This window comes from Vibrio sp. 2433-A1 (assembly GCF_056726085.1).
Map to the genome: position 1 here is coordinate 68,883 of NZ_JBRESC010000014.1, position 17,121 is coordinate 86,003.

Consider the following 17,121-nt stretch of genomic DNA (forward strand, 5'->3'; position numbering starts at 1 on the left):
ACTATGTCCAAGGAACTGACCTTATCAGCGCTGCTCTCTTCATGGTTGGATATCTCTACTAAAAAGAGCGCTAATATTGTCGTTAAGCACCTTGAGCTTGATAGCCGAAAAGTTACGTCAGGAACAACGTTTGTTGCGATCAAAGGACACGCTGTTGATGGACGCCGTTTTATTGCCTCTGCAATTGAAAAGGGGGCCAATGCAGTCATTGCTGAAGCATGTGAACAACATGCCGCTGGAAAAATTGAGTTTATCGGCGATGTTCCGGTCATTTATATCGCTCAGTTAAGCGAATGCCTTTCTTCTTTAGCGAGCCTTTTATACCCTCTTGATACTCACCAAGTCATCGGCGTGACGGGGACAAACGGTAAAACCACTATCACTCAGTTGATCGCACAATGGCTTGAGCTTGTCGGTAAGAAAGCAGCTGTGATGGGCACCACAGGTAATGGTTTCTTATACGACTTACAACCCGCTGCCAATACCACAGGTAGTGCGATTGAAATTCAACAAACATTGCATCAACTAGAACAAGAGTCTGCTCAGTTTACCGCTCTGGAAGTCTCTTCTCATGGCCTTGTTCAAGGGCGTGTAAAAGCACTCGACTTCGCGGTAGGTGTCTTTTCCAACTTGAGCCGTGATCACCTCGATTATCACGGTACGATGCAAGAGTACGCCGACGCCAAATTCAGTTTATTCAGTGAACACAATTGTCGCAACGCTGTGATTAATATTGATGATCAAGTGGGGGCGAGTTGGGTAGAGCGGTTAGATAACGCGATTGCTGTTTCCCTTAAGCCGACAACGATCGAACGTGCCGTATGGGCGAAAAATGTTGCCTACTCAGAGTCGGGCATCGCACTGTCGATAGATGGTATGTTTGGATCGGGTGACTATGTCGTCCCACTTATCGGTGAATTTAATGCGAGTAATGTGTTACTCGCGATGACGACGTTATTGGCGTTGGGTATCGATAAGCAACTGCTACTTGATACCGCGAGCGCTTTAAAACCTGTATTGGGCCGTATGGAACTCTTTACCGCCGAGAATAAAGCCAAGGTAGTGGTCGATTATGCCCACACGCCGGATGCACTTGAGAAGGCGCTTAGTGCATTGCGAGTTCATTGCCAAGGAGAGCTGTGGGCGATCTTCGGTTGCGGCGGTGACCGTGACAAAGGTAAGCGTCCAATGATGGCCGAAATTGGTGAGCGCTTAGCTGATCAAGTTATTTTAACCGATGATAATCCGCGCAGTGAGTCACCAGCAGAGATCGTTAAAGATATGCTTGTTGGTATGAGCCGACCTCATACCGCTGTTGTTGAGCACAGCCGTTTCGATGCACTTCAATACGCCCTAGCCAATAGCCACGCAGATGACATTATCCTGCTTGCGGGCAAGGGGCATGAAGATTATCAAGTGATGGCGAATGAAACGATTCATTACTCAGATCGTGAGTCTGCGATTCGATTGTTGGAGCAAAAAGCATGATTTCACTAATGTTAAGTCAAATCGCTGAGTCATTAGGCGCTGAGCTTATCGGTAATGATAGGGTGATAAATTCAGTCTCAACGGATACGCGTAGCATTGAGCAGGGTGCTCTGTTTGTCGCATTAGTTGGTGAACGGTTTGATGCGCACAATTTTACTCATCAAGCGGTTGAATCAGGTGCGGGCGCATTGTTGGTCAGCAAGCCTGTTGGTGAGGATGTACCTCAGCTTTTGGTTAAAGATACCAAATTGGCGCTTGGTCAATTCGCTGCTCTCGTGCACCAGACATGTATGACTCCAACTGTGGCGATCACGGGGAGCTGTGGCAAAACTACAGTCAAAGAGATGATCGCAAGTATCATGGAGCAAAAAGGTCAGGTGCTGTTTACCGCCGGCAACTTTAACAATGAGATTGGCGTTCCGCTTACTCTATTGCGTTCCACACCTGAAGATGACTTTGCGGTTATTGAGTTAGGGGCTAACCATATTGGTGAAATCGCGTATACCACACGCTTGGTTCAACCTGATGTTGCTTTGGTCAACAACGTTGCGGCTGCGCACCTTGAAGGTTTTGGCTCTATAGATGGGGTGAAGCAGGCTAAAGGTGAAATCTATCAAGGCCTTAACGCAGGCTCGGTTGCGATTGTGAACCTAGATAGTAATGGTGGTGACTACTGGCAAGAAGTTTTGGCAGATAAGGTAGTGAAAACTTTTTCTCTGACAGATTCCAGTGCTGATTATACAGCCTCGGATATTTCACTGAATGAGATTGGGGAAGCGAGCTTCATACTTAATACTCCAAAGGGTGAAATGAAGGTAACGCTTGGCATCATTGGTCAACATAATGTAGCGAATGCACTGGCGGCTAGCGCTTTAGCGTTAGAGCTAGGAGCAAGCCTAGAGATGATTCAATCGGGCCTTGCTTCACTCAATAAAGTGAAGGGTCGAGTTGAACTGGTCGAACTTACTCAGCAAATTAAGTTAATTGATGACAGTTACAATGCTAGCGTTCCTGCGATGAAGGCTGCCGCAGATTTACTTGCAGGCTTCAAAGGCGTTCGTTGGTTAATTTTAGGCAATATGGCTGAGTTAGGCGATGAAAGTCTTGCACTTCACCGTCAAGTCGGACAACATGCTGCCCCATTCAAATTTGAATATGTGCTTACATTTGGCGCTGACGCGAAAGCGATCAGTGAAGAGTGTGGTGGCCTTCATTTTGAAGACCATCAGAGCATGATTGATTTTATTAAACAGCAGATAGAACAGCACCAAGAGCCTCAAACCTTATTGGTTAAAGGGGCGAATAGTGCTGGAATGAGCAAAATTGCCTCTGCTGTCAAGGAGATGTATACATGATTATTTGGCTCGCGGAGCTGCTACAGCCATATTTTTCATTCTTCCGTTTATTCGAATATCTATCTTTTCGAGCGATTGTCAGTGTTCTAACTGCACTCGGTATCTCGTTATGGATGGGGCCAATCATGATTCGTCGTTTGCAATTACTGCAAATCGGTCAGGTAGTTCGTAACGAAGGTCCAGAGTCCCATTTTAGTAAACGCGGCACCCCAACGATGGGTGGAGTCATGATCTTAACGGCGATTGTCACCACGGTTTTACTTTGGACCGATCTATCCAACCCTTATGTTTGGGCTGTGTTGGCGGTATTGCTTGGTTACGGTGTGGTTGGTTTTGTCGACGATTATCGCAAAGTTGTACGTAAGAACACCGATGGCTTAATTGCACGTTGGAAGTATTTCTGGCAATCCTCTATTGCTTTGGTTGTTGCGTTTGCGTTGTATGCTCATGGTAAAGACACGGCTGCTACTCAGCTAGTGGTGCCATTTTTCAAAGACATCATGCCTCAGCTCGGTATGCTCTACATCGTCCTCACATACTTTGTGATTGTGGGTACCAGTAATGCGGTTAACTTGACCGATGGTTTAGATGGTTTGGCTATTATGCCCACTGTATTAGTGTCAGCGGGCTTTGCTGCGATCGCTTGGGCAACGGGTAACGTTCAATTTGCGAATTACCTACATATTCCATATATTCCTCAAGCTTCAGAGCTGGTGGTTGTCTGTACCGCTATTGTTGGGGCTGGTTTAGGCTTCTTATGGTTTAACACTTACCCAGCACAAGTATTTATGGGTGATGTTGGCTCATTGGCACTGGGTGGAGCTCTGGGTACGATTGCCGTCTTGGTTCGTCAGGAATTTGTGCTAGTGATTATGGGCGGTGTTTTCGTGATGGAAACCTTGTCGGTGATCCTACAGGTTGGTTCTTACAAATTGCGTGGTCAACGTATTTTCCGTATGGCACCAATTCACCACCATTACGAATTGAAAGGCTGGCCGGAGCCGCGCGTTATTGTACGCTTCTGGATCATCTCTATTGTTCTTGTGCTTGTTGGTCTAGCAACACTGAAAGTTCGATAAGGAAATCACACCCATGACAATGGAACACTGGAAAAATGTTGAAAAGGTAGTGGTTGTTGGGTTGGGTATTACCGGCCTATCAGTGGTCAAACACTTACAATCTTTGCCTAAAGCACTACAAGTCCGGGTTATTGATACTCGTGAGTGCCCACCTGGGAGCGAAGAGTTAAGCGAAGACATTGCGCTTCATTCCGGCAGTTGGAATCTCAACTGGTTGCTTGAGGCTGACCTTGTGGTTGCCAACCCTGGCATTGCTTTAGCAACGACAGAGATTCAACAAGTTCTTCAAGCTGGCATTCCCGTTGTGGGTGATATTGAACTATTTGCGTGGCAGGTCGATAAACCTGTCATTGCGATTACTGGCTCAAATGGCAAAAGTACCGTTACCGATTGGACTGGCTGTGTAGCCAAGGCGTCCGGCTTGAAGGTTGGTGTCGGCGGCAATATTGGCGTGCCTGCGCTTGATCTTCTTCAGCTTGACGCTGACTTGTATGTGCTTGAGCTTTCTAGCTTTCAGCTTGAAACTACCTCATCATTAAAGCCAGCCGCAGCTGCGTTTTTAAACCTCTCAGAAGACCATATGGATCGTTACGATGGGATGAGTGATTACCGTCAGGCGAAATTACGCGTTTTCCAACAGGCAAAAACTTGCGTAGTGAATGCCGATGATAAACAAACTTACCCAGATGATGACAGTAATCTGGTTGAGTTCAGTTTAGTCGGGCAGACTCGCTATCACTTAGTCACTGAAGGGAAGGTGGAGTATTTAGCTATTGCTGACCGTAAACTCTGCCCAACTCAAGCGCTTTCTCTGGTTGGCCGACACAATGTGGCTAATGCATTAGTTGTTCTTGCTCTGCTAAATGAATCGGATGTCGATATTACTTCAGGTCTTGATGCCCTCAAGTCTTACAATGGTTTGACACATCGATGCCAAGTGGTTGCTGATAATAACGGTGTTAAGTGGGTTAATGACTCCAAAGCGACCAATGTTGCAAGTACATTGGCGGCGCTAGCTGGCTTAGAACTGGCTGGCAAATTATACCTACTAGTCGGTGGTGTCGGTAAAGGTGCAGATTTCTCTGAACTCAAGCCTGTGTTAAGTGCATTGAATGTTCAGCTGTGCTGCTTTGGGGAAGATGGTGACGAGTTCATGCCACTGCACCCGAGTGCTAAGTTATTTACCTCGATGAAAGAGATTATTGAATGGCTTGCCCCTCAAGTTGAACCTGGTGACATGGTGCTATTGTCTCCAGCTTGTGCGAGCTTTGATCAGTTCAATAACTTTATGGCCCGTGGTGATGTATTCACTGAACTAGCAAAAATCTACTCTTAGTTGTTAGGGAACTATGCAGATTCGAGATGTTTTCAGCAGTATTAAGCGTTGGATGACCACTGCGTCACCAGAGGCTTTGTATGACCGTCAGTTGGTATGGATATCCCTTGGCTTAATGCTTACTGGGTTGGTCATGGTGACTTCCGCTTCTTTCCCTATCAGTACTCGTCTTACTGACCAACCATTTCACTTTATGTTCCGTCACGCGATTTTCCTCGTGCTTGCAATCATAGCCTCGTCGGTTATTTTGCAAGTGCCGATGAAGCGCTGGCTGCAATACAGTACTTGGCTGCTGCTGATCTCGATTGGTTTACTGGTTGTTGTACTCGTTGCGGGTAAATCGGTTAACGGCGCCTCACGCTGGATACCGCTTGGACTGTTTAACCTTCAGCCTGCCGAAGTGGCGAAACTGTCGCTATTTATTTTCATGTCGGGATACCTAGTGCGTAAAAGCGAAGAGGTACGCTCAAGTTTCTTTGGCGGCTTTATCAAGCCAATTCTCGTATTTGCCACTTTGGCGAGCTTACTTTTACTGCAGCCTGACTTAGGTACGGTCGTGGTAATGCTAGTGACCTTATTTGGGATGCTATTTATCGCAGGGGCGAAGCTGACTCAATTCCTTGCCCTGATGGTGGTGGGTTTGATGTCGGTGGCGACTCTCATCTATATCGAACCTTACCGTATGCGGCGCGTTACTTCCTTCCTTGATCCATGGGAAGACCCGTTTGGCAGTGGCTATCAGTTGACGCAATCTTTGATTGCATTTGGTCGCGGTGAGTGGTTTGGGCAAGGTCTAGGCAACTCAATTCAAAAGCTAGAATATCTTCCGGAAGCGCACACGGACTTTGTATTTGCTGTACTGGCAGAAGAGCTCGGTTTTGTGGGTGTTGTCCTAGTATTGCTACTGATTTTTAGTTTGGTGCTTAAAGCGATATATATTGGTCGTAAGGCATTCGACAATGAGCAGTTGTTTGGTGGTTACCTCGCATTTGGTATCGGTATTTGGTTCGCTTTCCAAACATTGGTTAATGTCGGTGCGGCGGCGGGAATGGTCCCAACGAAAGGTTTGACTTTACCACTGATCAGTTACGGTGGTTCGAGTTTGATCGTTATGTCAGTGGCTGTTTCTATCCTCCTACGTATCGATCATGAGTGCCGTTTAGTCGCTGCTGACAAGCATGAACAACAGTTAGAAAATGATGAAAAAGAATAAAAGATTAATGGTGATGGCTGGTGGTACCGGCGGTCACGTATTCCCAGGGCTTGCGGTTGCTAAACAGCTACAATCACAAGGCTGGGAGATTCGCTGGTTAGGCACTGCGGACCGTATGGAAGCAGATTTAGTACCTAAACATGGTATTGAAATCGACTTTATCAAAGTAAAAGGTCTACGAGGTCAAGGTATTGGCCGGTTAATTAAAGCACCATTCCAAATTATCAATGCCATTATGCAAGCCAAAACCCACATGAAACGCTGGCAACCTGATGCAGTGTTAGGCATGGGCGGCTATGTTAGTGGTCCGGGCGGGATTGCAGCTTGGTTATTGGGTATCCCAGTGGTATTGCATGAGCAAAATGCGGTGGCTGGGCTAACCAACCAGTGGTTATCAAAGATCGCGAAGAAAGTGTTTCAGGCTTTCCCTGGTGCATTTCCTAATGCGCCTGTGGTGGGTAACCCAGTACGTGAAGACGTAGTGGCTATTGATGCTCCTGAGCAGAGAATGGCACAGCGTGATGGAAAAACTCGCATCTTAGTGATGGGGGGAAGCCAAGGAGCTCGCATCCTCAATCAGACTCTACCCGAGGCGATGGCAAAACTAGGCGAAGGATATGAGATTCGCCATCAAGCAGGTAAAAATAGCCAGCGGGAAGTTGAGCTAGCCTATCAGCAGCATCAAGTGGGTAATGCGCAAGTCACAGAGTTTATTGATGATGTTGCACAAGCGTACGCATGGGCTGATTTACTGGTATGTCGTTCAGGTGCTCTGACTGTGTCAGAGGTATCAGCGGCAGGTGTTGGGGCTATTTTTATCCCATTTATGCACAAAGACAGACAACAAGCATTGAACGCAGACCATTTGGTTGAGTGCGGTGCGGCAAAAATGATAGAGCAGCCTGAACTGACCGTGGATAAATTAGTTGCTGAGATTCAGATGATGGATCGTGAAGCCCTAATGGCCATGGCAACAAAAGCGAAAGCGGCTGCGAAGTTAGATGCAGATAAAGTGGTAGCCGAAGCCATTATTGCATTGACGAAATAACGAGAAGATTCATGACAGTTCAACATACTCAAAACTTAGCTCAAATTCGAGCAATGGTGCCTGAGATGCGCCGAGTTAAATGCATTCACTTCATTGGTATTGGTGGGGCGGGCATGAGTGGTATTGCCGAAGTACTACTCAACGAAGGTTACCAAATCTCAGGTTCTGATATCGCTGAAAACCCAGTGACAGAGCGATTGGCGGATAAAGGTGCGACGATCTACATCGGTCACGCTGAAGAGAATGTCGCTAAAGCGAGTGTGGTCGTAGTATCGACGGCGATCAATGAAGAAAACCCAGAAATCATTGCAGCGCGTGCTACGCGTATTCCAGTTGTTCGACGTGCTGAAATGCTGGCTGAGCTGATGAGATTCCGCCACGGCATTGCGGTAGCAGGTACTCACGGTAAAACCACAACAACCGCTTTGGTTACCCAAATCTACTCAGAAGCGGGCTTAGATCCAACGTTTGTTAATGGTGGTTTGGTGAAAAGTGCTGGCACTAATGCGCGATTAGGCTCTAGCCGAATCTTAATCGCTGAGGCGGATGAAAGCGATGCTTCATTCCTTCACCTACAGCCAATGGTAAGCATTGTCACCAATATCGAAGCGGATCATATGGACACTTACGGTGGTGATTTTGAGACGCTGAAGCAGACTTTTATCGATTTTCTGCACAACTTACCTTTTTATGGCCAAGCGATTGTTTGTGTTGATGACCCTGTTGTTCGTGAGTTAATTCCAAAGATTAGTCGTCAGGTCATTACCTACGGTTTCTCTGATGACGCAGACGTACGTATTGCCAACTATCGTCAAGATGGCCAACAAGGCAAGTTTACCGTGATTCGCCAAGGTAAGGCCGATCTTGATATCACGCTTAATATCCCTGGTCGCCACAACGCATTGAATGCTTCTGCAGCCATTGCGGTCGCGACAGAAGATGATATTGCTGATGAAGCAATCTTAAGTGCGATGGCAGGAACACAAGGGACTGGGCGACGTTTTGACCACCTTGGTGAGTTTGATACAGGTAGTGGTCAAGCGATGTTGGTGGACGATTATGGTCATCACCCAACTGAGGTGGATGTAACGATTCAAGCAGCACGAAACGGTTGGGAAGATAAACGTTTAGTGATGATTTTCCAGCCTCACCGTTATAGCCGTACACGAGATCTTTATGACGATTTTGCCAACGTACTTGAGCAAGTCGATGTATTGATCATGTTAGACGTATATTCTGCTGGTGAGAAACCGATTGTTGGTGCAGATAGTCGAGCATTATGTAGGACTATTCGCAGTCGCGGTAAGTTGGATCCGATTTTTGTACCAGAAAGCAACGCATTACCTGCAGTTCTCGCGAATGTTTTACAAGATGGTGACCTAGTACTAACTCAAGGCGCAGGGGATGTTGGTAAAGTCGCGAAACAACTCGCTGCTTTTGAGTTAAATATCGATAAGATGAGCCAAGCTTAATCAAAAACATCGAATTTTAAGTATTTGCTGAACTTATTGCATTTAAAGTAGCAATTTCTCACTTTCAATGTTTGATACTTTCTTTGACCCCAGTATAATCCGAAGGTTAAAGTAGGTGCTTTAGTCTCTATATACGAATTGGGTTAGGGAAAGATAAGCGAGCTAATAGCAAGGACTATGGACTTTGATTAAAAGTGCTTTTAATGAAAGCCGTCGTTTAACCTCTGCACCACTAGTGAAACAACATGCCCTTGGAGGCAGTTTCTTGCTAGTGGTCTTGTTGTTAATAGGCTCTCTCCTTTACTCTACGGTTTCTTGGATGTGGGATGACCAACGTCTTCCACTATCAAAAATCGTACTTCAGGGCGATCTGCATTATGTTACCGCGCGAGACGTTCAACGAGCGTTTGCTCAGTTAGAGCATGTCGGAACATTCATGTCTCAGGACATTGACGTACTGCAAAGTATGGCAGAATCAATCCCTTGGGTTTCTCATGCCTCAATTCGTAAACAGTGGCCTGATACTGTCAAAGTCTTTTTGACTGAACATCATGCAGAAGCAATCTGGAACGGAAATGCTTTGCTTAACGATTTCGGTCAAGTTTTCGACGGTGATATCGGTCAACTGGATGAAGATCGTGTAAAACTATACGGACCGCCTGATACAAGCAGTGAAGTACTGCAAGTATGGCGAGATATTAGTCCAAAGTTTGAAGCATTGCATTTAACGATAACTTCTCTGGTTCTCAATGAGCGTAGAGCTTGGCAAATTATTCTGGATAACGGAATTCGCTTAGAGCTAGGCAAAGAATCTTTAGAAGAGCGAATTGAGCGCTTTATCTCGCTTTACAAGAATTTGGGTAGCGCAACTGAAAGAGTTAGCTACATTGACCTCAGGTATGATACGGGGGCCTCTATTGGATGGTTCCCTGAGCAAGAGTTAGAACAAGAGAATACAGATGACTAAGACCGCTGATGACAGCATTATTGTTGGTCTTGATATAGGCACTGCTACCGTATCAGCTCTGGTAGGCGAAGTTTTGCCTGATGGTCAAATCAATATTATTGGCGCAGGCAGCAGTCCTTCTCGTGGGATGGACAAAGGTGGTGTAAACGACCTTGAATCGGTAGTGAAATCGGTTCAGCGTGCTGTGGACCAGGCAGAACTGATGGCTGAGTGCCAGATCAGCAATGTTTTCATTTCGCTTTCAGGGCGACACATTGCGAGCCGTATTGAAAAAGGCATGGGAACGATATCTGATGAGGAAGTATCTCAAGAGGATATGGACCGTGCCATTCATACCGCAAAATCAATTAAAATTGGTGACGAGCAACGCATTCTCCACGTAATTCCTCAAGAATTTAGGATTGATTACCAAGAAGGGATTAAAAACCCGCTAGGTTTATCAGGAGTGCGAATGGAAGTTAGTGTTCACCTTATTTCTTGTCATAACGATATGGCTCGAAATATCATTAAGGCAGTTGAGCGCTGCGGCCTTAAAGTTGAACACTTGGTTTATTCTGGTTTGGCGGCAAGTAATGCGGTCATTACAGAAGATGAGCGTGAACTGGGCGTATGTGTCGTTGATATCGGCGCTGGTACAATGGACGTGTCTATTTGGACGGGCGGCGCTCTGCGTCACACTGAGGTGTTCTCGTACGCGGGCAACGCTGTAACCAGTGATATCGCTTTTGCTTTCGGTACGCCAGTGAGCGATGCGGAAGAAATTAAAGTGAAATATGGCTGTGCTCTTAGTGAGCTAGTCAGCAAAGATGACACGGTTAACGTTCCGAGCGTAGGTGGTCGTCCATCACGCAGTTTACAAAGACAGACACTGTCTGAAGTAATTGAGCCTCGTTATACTGAGCTCATGGGATTAGTTAACCAAACTATCGACAACGTTCAAGAGAAACTGCGCGAGGAAGGTATTAAACACCACTTGGCAGCAGGTGTGGTGCTCACTGGTGGAGCAGCGCAAATTGACGGCGTGGTAGAATGTGCAGAACGAGTATTTCGCAACCAAGTTAGAGTTGGTAAACCTCTAGAGGTAAGCGGCTTAACAGATTACGTAAAAGAGCCGTTTCATTCGACGGCTGTTGGTCTACTTCATTATGCAAGAGATGCCCAAATAAGTGATGATACTGAATACAACGAGCCTTCTCGTCCTTCAGTGAAAAGTTTATTTGATCGCGTGCGTAATTGGATACAAAAAGAGTTTTAACCTGAGCAGCAGGAAAAACGGAGATAACACATGTTTGAACCGATGATGGAAATGTCTGACGACGCGGTAATTAAAGTCGTTGGAGTTGGTGGCGGTGGTGGTAACGCCGTTGAACACATGGTACGTGAGTCCATCGAAGGTGTTGAGTTCATTAGTATTAATACTGATGCTCAGGCACTTCGTAAAACCAGTGTGAATAGTGTTATTCAGATTGGCGGCGATATGACTAAAGGTCTAGGTGCTGGTGCGAACCCTCAAGTAGGACGTGATGCAGCTCTCGAAGATCGAGATCGTATTAAAGAAGAGCTCAGCGGTGCCGATATGGTATTTATCGCAGCTGGTATGGGCGGTGGTACAGGTACAGGTGCAGCTCCGGTAATTGCAGAAGTAGCGAAAGAGCTAGGTATTCTGACTGTTGCTGTTGTAACTAAGCCATTTAGCTTTGAAGGTAAAAAGCGTTTAGCTTTTGCTGAGCAAGGTATTGAAGAGCTTTCTAAACATGTGGACTCGCTGATTACGATTCCAAATGAAAAGCTACTTAAAGTACTTGGTCGTGGAATTACTCTGCTAGAAGCCTTTGCTAGTGCGAATGACGTATTGAAGAACGCGGTACAAGGTATTGCGGAACTGATTACTCGCCCTGGCATGATCAACGTCGACTTTGCGGACGTACGCACTGTAATGTCGGAAATGGGTCATGCAATGATGGGTAGTGGCGTTGCGAAAGGCGAAGATCGTGCGGAAGAAGCGGCAGAGATGGCTATCTCAAGCCCACTTCTAGAAGATATCGATCTTGCTGGTGCTCGTGGTGTACTAGTTAACATCACAGCTGGCCTAGATATGCGTCTCGATGAGTTTGAAACTGTAGGTAATACAGTTAAAGCATTCGCATCAGACAATGCGACAGTGGTAATCGGTACTTCACTAGACCCAGATATGGCTGATGAAATCCGCGTTACTGTTGTAGCAACAGGTATTGGTAACGAGAAAAAACCGGATATCACGCTAGTTGCGGGCGGCAAGGCAAAAGTAGCACCAGTTGCTCAGCCTCAAACTCAACCACAAGCGGCACCTGCAGCGCAGACTGTCAATAAAGTGGAAGAAAAGCCGGCACCAACTTTGCAAGAGAAACCTCAGGTTACTTCTCAGCCAACGACAACGCCATCAGGTTCAGGACAAAGTGCAGCACCAAAACCTGAAAAAGAGGGCTATTTAGATATCCCAGCGTTCTTACGTCGTCAAGCTGACTGAAAATACTACAATTTGACACTGTTCGATTTTGTGGTAGCATGCACGGTCAATATCGTTATTGACCGTGATTTGTAGCATATTTACTGAGGCAAGCAGATGATCAGACAACGTACTCTGAAAGAAATGGTGAAAACAACTGGTGTGGGTCTCCACTCTGGTCGTAAAGTCACGCTTACTCTTCGCCCAGCAGCTGCAAACACAGGTATCGTGTACCGTCGTACTGACGTAAATCCACCGGTGGATTTCCCTGCAGATCCTGGATCCGTTCGCGACACTATGCTGTGTACAGCACTAGTTAACGACGCTGGTGTGCGTATCTCTACGGTAGAGCACCTTAATGCTGCGCTTGCAGGTATGGGTATTGACAATATTGTTATTGAAGTTGACGCACCAGAAATTCCAATTATGGATGGTAGTGCCAGCCCATTTGTTTTCCTACTACAACAAGCAGGTATTGAAGAGCAAAACTCACCAAAACGCTTTATTCGTATCAAAAAGCCTGTGCGCTTTGAAGAAGGCGATAAGTGGGCTGAGTTTGTACCATTCAACGGTTTCCGTATGGACTTCGAAATTGAGTTTAACCACCCAGCAATCGATGCAGATGAGCAGCACCTACTGTTCGATTTCTCGTCTCAAGGGTTTGTTAAAGAAATTTCACGTGCTCGTACCTTCGGCTTTATGCGTGATATTGAATACCTACAGTCACAAAACCTAGTGTTAGGCGGTAGCTTTGATAACGCGATTGTTTTAGATGAATACCGCATCTTAAACGAAGAAGGCCTTCGCTTTGAAAACGAATTCGTAACTCACAAAGTGTTAGATGCTATTGGTGATCTTTACATGTGTGGTCATCCAATCATCGGCGAATTCCGCGCATTCAAATCGGGTCATGGCCTAAATAACCAACTGCTTCGCTCAGTATTAGCTGATCAAGAAGCTTGGGAATGGGTAACCTTCGAAGAAGAAGCAACATCGCCAGTTGCGTTCGCTGAACCAAGCATGGCTTTAGCGTAATAAGAATTGGAAAAAAGCCAGACGAAAGTCTGGCTTTTTTATGCCTGTCGAATTGGGCTAGTCAGGTTTTTTAGCCAACTTGGCTAAGCTCTCTAAGCGAGCTTTCACCTTCGGTGACGCGCCAGAGGCAATCATCTCAAGATACTGGGCTGCAGTTTCTGAAATAGGATCGCGTGGTTTACTCTGTTCCGCTTTGGCTTTCTCTACGCGATATAGTTCTGGGTTGATCTGCACAGAGACTGCGACCAATCGAGCAAACCCTTTTGATCTTAACTGATTTAAGATATTCAAACGTTCATAATCGATCTTCATTTTGATGCTGGCACTTGCCACTTCAAGGATCAATTGGCCATCTCGTATGTTTGCCACTCGGCAATGTTGTTCCGTTCCGCGCGGCAAGATCGTTTTTAATTTACTGTTGATCATCATGATCTCTTTAGCGTGTTGCTGAAGCTGAGATAATCTCGAATCAGCAATAATGTCGTCGCCAAGAGTCGGGCGGTGGTCTCTCATAATCTGCCTCAAATAAAACGGACACTTCTATTCTAGTGAATGACATCAAGGGAAGATAGCGAAATCTCTGACATCAAAATAACCTTATTGTGAGTAAACTTCCTTCATATAACGACAAAAAATAAAGAGTGGTTCAAACAAATAACTATGTTATTGGTTGTTAGAGACAAAATTTCATAAACTAAGCGCCACTTAAAGTAACACAAGCCTTGAAATCTATAGTTCTCATCACAATATCTGAGGGAAGTGATTTATCTCAGTATTCTTAGTTCAAAACTGTTAGAGACTGAAGGCATTAAAAGTAGATCGGGCCCGATCTGAATAAAGAGAGATTCATAGCAAATGATAACTAAGCTACTGACAAAGGTAATTGGCAGTCGCAATGACCGAACACTGCGCCGCCTAAGAAAGATTGTAAAAGAAATTAATAACTACGAGCCGACCTTTGAAGCGCTTTCTGATGAAGAATTGAAAGCTAAAACGGTCGAGTTCCGTCAGCGCTTAGAGCAGGGTGAAACACTAGACAAAATCCTACCAGAAGCATTTGCGACGGTACGTGAAGCATCTAAACGCGTTTACGGCATGCGCCACTTTGATGTGCAGCTTATCGGCGGCATGGTACTAAACGCAGGTCAAATCGCAGAGATGCGTACTGGTGAAGGTAAAACACTGACTGCAACCCTACCTGCTTACTTAAATGCACTTAAAGGTGCAGTTCACGTCGTTACTGTGAATGACTACCTAGCTAAGCGTGATGCGGAAACTAACCGCGTTCTATTCGAATTCTTAGGTATGACGGTTGGTATCAACGTACCAAACATGCCTCCTCAAGAGAAGAAAGAAGCGTACCAAGCGGATATTCTTTACGGTACAAACAACGAGTTTGGCTTTGATTACCTACGTGACAACATGGCTTTCCGTGCGGAAGACCGTGTGCAGCGTGAACGCTACTTCGCTATCGTCGATGAAGTGGACTCGATCCTAATCGATGAAGCGCGTACTCCACTGATTATTTCAGGCCCTGCTGAAGATAGCTCTGAGCTATACACACGAATCAATACTTTGATTCCACATCTACAAAAGCAAGACCAAGAAGATTCTGAAGAGTACCGCGGCGACGGTCACTACACAGTTGATGAAAAATCGAAGCAAGTTCACCTGACTGAAACTGGTCAAGAGTTTGTTGAAGAGTTGATGATCAAAAACGGTTTAATGGAAGAGGGCGATACGCTTTACTCTCCAACCAACATCAGTCTATTACACCACGTGAATGCGGCACTTCGTGCTCATGTTCTATTTGAGAAAAACGTCGACTACATCGTTAACGAAGATGGCGAAGTGGTCATCGTTGATGAACATACTGGTCGTACTATGCCAGGTCGTCGTTGGTCTGAAGGTCTTCACCAAGCGGTAGAAGCGAAAGAAGGCGTTAAGATCCAGAACGAGAACCAGACTCTAGCGTCTATTACGTTCCAGAATTTCTTCCGTTTATACGAAAAACTGTCAGGTATGACAGGTACTGCAGATACAGAAGCATTCGAGTTCCAGTCAATCTACGGTCTAGAAACTGTAGTTATTCCAACGAACAAACCAATGATTCGTAACGATATGCCCGATGTGGTTTATCGTACAGAGACGGATAAGTTCAACGCGATTATTGAAGATATCAAAGAGCGCGTTGCAAAAGGTCAGCCGAGTCTTGTTGGTACAGTATCAATCGAAAAATCTGAGCTTCTTTCAAATGCATTGAAGAAAGCAAAGATTAAGCACAACGTACTTAACGCTAAGTTCCACGAAAAAGAAGCGGAGATCGTTGCTAGTGCAGGTACACCAGGTGCGGTAACTATCGCAACTAACATGGCAGGTCGTGGTACCGATATCGTGTTAGGTGGTAGCTGGCAATCGAAGGTTGAAGCATTAACCGATCCTACGCCAGAACAAATTGCAGAAATCAAAGCTGAGTGGAAGAAAGTTCACGATGCTGTACTTGAATCAGGCGGCCTACACATTATTGGTACTGAGCGTCACGAATCTCGCCGTATCGATAACCAGCTACGTGGACGTTCTGGTCGTCAGGGTGATGCGGGTTCTTCGCGTTTCTACTTATCGATGGAAGATTCACTACTACGTATCTTCACTTCAGACCGTATGGCGAGCCTAATCCAGAGTGGTATGGAAGAAGGTGAAGCGATCGAATCTAAGATGCTATCTCGTTCAATCGAAAAAGCGCAACGTAAAGTAGAAGGTCGTAACTTCGATATTCGTAAACAGCTACTTGAATACGATGATGTTGCTAACGATCAACGTAAAGTCGTCTACGAGCTACGCGATGAGTTGATGAGTGCTGAAGATATCAGTGAGATGATTGAACACAACCGAGAAGATGTTCTAACGGCTGTGATTGATGAATACATCCCACCACAATCTCTAGAAGATATGTGGGATGTCGAAGGTCTACAAGATCGTCTGAAGAACGACTTCGATATTGATGCACCTGTTAAACAGTGGCTTGAAGAAGACGATAAGCTGTACGAAGAAGCGCTACGTGAAAAGATCCTTGAAACTGCCGTTGCTGTTTACAAAGAGAAAGAAACCGTTGTTGGCGAGCAAGTACTACGTAACTTCGAAAAGTCTGTGATGCTACAAACGCTAGATACGCTTTGGAAAGAGCACCTAGCGGCTATGGATCACCTACGTCAAGGTATCCACCTACGTGGCTATGCACAGAAGAACCCGAAACAAGAGTACAAGCGTGAGTCGTTTGAACTATTTGAAGGTCTTCTTGATGCTCTGAAATCAGATGTGATCACTATCTTGTCTAAAGTTCGTGTTCAGCAGCAAGAAGAAGTTGAGCGTATGGAAGCTCAGCGTCAGGCTCAAGCAGAAGAAGCAGCACGTCGTGCTCAAGCTCAGCATGCATCAGCGGAAAACCCACTTTCTGACGGTGAAGAGTCTGAAGACGCTCATCAGCCAATGGTACGTGAAGAGCGTAAAGTTGGCCGTAACGAGCCATGTCCTTGCGGCAGCGGTAAGAAGTATAAGCAGTGCCACGGCAAAATCGCATAAGGTTTGATGAATCGTTGCTGTAACACATGATTGCTGCGTTGATGGTACCCACTTACTGGCGTAA

The 17,121-nt window shown here is 45.7% G+C and carries 13 protein-coding genes; 12 read left to right on the top strand and 1 reads right to left on the bottom strand.

The window, feature by feature from the left end:
* Positions 1-3: 3 nt before the first annotated feature.
* The 11 genes from murE (at position 4) to lpxC (ending at position 13,478) form a co-directional block, all read left to right on the top strand.
* Positions 4-1,488 (top strand): UDP-N-acetylmuramoyl-L-alanyl-D-glutamate--2,6-diaminopimelate ligase, encoded by a 1,485-nt coding sequence (gene murE, locus ACU01J_RS14970; protein WP_481086428.1) that lies wholly within the window; start codon positions 4-6, stop codon positions 1,486-1,488.
* A complete protein-coding gene (locus ACU01J_RS14975) occupies positions 1,485-2,843 on the top strand; it encodes a UDP-N-acetylmuramoyl-tripeptide--D-alanyl-D-alanine ligase (protein ID WP_481086429.1) in 1,359 nt (452 codons plus the stop codon). Before murE ends, ACU01J_RS14975 begins: the two co-directional genes overlap by 4 nt.
* Positions 2,840-3,922, top strand: coding sequence for a phospho-N-acetylmuramoyl-pentapeptide-transferase (mraY, locus tag ACU01J_RS14980; protein WP_481086430.1), 1,083 nt, complete (start codon positions 2,840-2,842; stop codon positions 3,920-3,922). Before ACU01J_RS14975 ends, mraY begins: the two co-directional genes overlap by 4 nt.
* 19 nt (positions 3,923-3,941) lie before the next feature.
* A complete protein-coding gene (gene murD, locus ACU01J_RS14985) occupies positions 3,942-5,258 on the top strand; it encodes a UDP-N-acetylmuramoyl-L-alanine--D-glutamate ligase (RefSeq protein ID WP_481086488.1) in 1,317 nt (438 codons plus the stop codon).
* A 13-nt stretch (positions 5,259-5,271) separates the two neighbouring features.
* Positions 5,272-6,471 carry a cell division protein FtsW gene (gene ftsW / locus ACU01J_RS14990; RefSeq protein WP_481086431.1) on the top strand — a complete coding sequence of 400 codons (1,200 nt, stop codon included), beginning with the start codon at positions 5,272-5,274 and terminating at the stop codon, positions 6,469-6,471.
* Positions 6,458-7,519: an undecaprenyldiphospho-muramoylpentapeptide beta-N-acetylglucosaminyltransferase gene (murG, locus tag ACU01J_RS14995; protein ID WP_481086432.1), complete on the top strand. Its 1,062-nt coding sequence runs from the start codon at positions 6,458-6,460 to the stop codon at positions 7,517-7,519. Before ftsW ends, murG begins: the two co-directional genes overlap by 14 nt.
* An 11-nt stretch (positions 7,520-7,530) precedes the next feature.
* Entirely contained in the window at positions 7,531-8,991 is a 1,461-nt protein-coding gene (gene murC / locus ACU01J_RS15000) for a UDP-N-acetylmuramate--L-alanine ligase (protein WP_481086433.1), read from the top strand.
* Positions 8,992-9,175: 184 nt separating this feature from the next.
* Positions 9,176-9,958, top strand: a complete 783-nt coding sequence (locus ACU01J_RS15005) for a cell division protein FtsQ/DivIB (RefSeq protein ID WP_481086434.1) — start codon at positions 9,176-9,178, stop codon at positions 9,956-9,958.
* Positions 9,951-11,213: a cell division protein FtsA gene (ftsA, locus tag ACU01J_RS15010; protein WP_481086435.1), complete on the top strand. Its 1,263-nt coding sequence runs from the start codon at positions 9,951-9,953 to the stop codon at positions 11,211-11,213. The genes ACU01J_RS15005 and ftsA overlap by 8 nt, the downstream gene beginning before the upstream one ends.
* A 30-nt stretch (positions 11,214-11,243) precedes the next feature.
* A complete protein-coding gene (ftsZ, locus tag ACU01J_RS15015; protein ID WP_481086436.1) occupies positions 11,244-12,464 on the top strand; it encodes a cell division protein FtsZ in 1,221 nt (406 codons plus the stop codon).
* 96 nt (positions 12,465-12,560) lie between these two features.
* On the top strand, positions 12,561-13,478 hold the full coding sequence (lpxC, locus tag ACU01J_RS15020; RefSeq protein WP_481086437.1) for a UDP-3-O-acyl-N-acetylglucosamine deacetylase: 918 nt from the start codon (positions 12,561-12,563) through the stop codon (positions 13,476-13,478).
* 57 nt (positions 13,479-13,535) lie between these two features.
* Here the strand turns inward: lpxC and ACU01J_RS15025 are convergent, their stop codons facing one another.
* The gene (locus ACU01J_RS15025) at positions 13,536-13,991 is read right to left on the bottom strand and encodes a DUF721 domain-containing protein (RefSeq protein WP_481086438.1); all 456 of its coding nucleotides are present in this window, start codon (positions 13,989-13,991) and stop codon (positions 13,536-13,538) included.
* A gap of 342 nt (positions 13,992-14,333) precedes the next feature.
* Between ACU01J_RS15025 and secA the strand changes: the two genes are divergently transcribed.
* A complete protein-coding gene (gene secA / locus ACU01J_RS15030) occupies positions 14,334-17,057 on the top strand; it encodes a preprotein translocase subunit SecA (protein WP_481086439.1) in 2,724 nt (907 codons plus the stop codon).
* Positions 17,058-17,121: the final 64 nt, after the last annotated feature.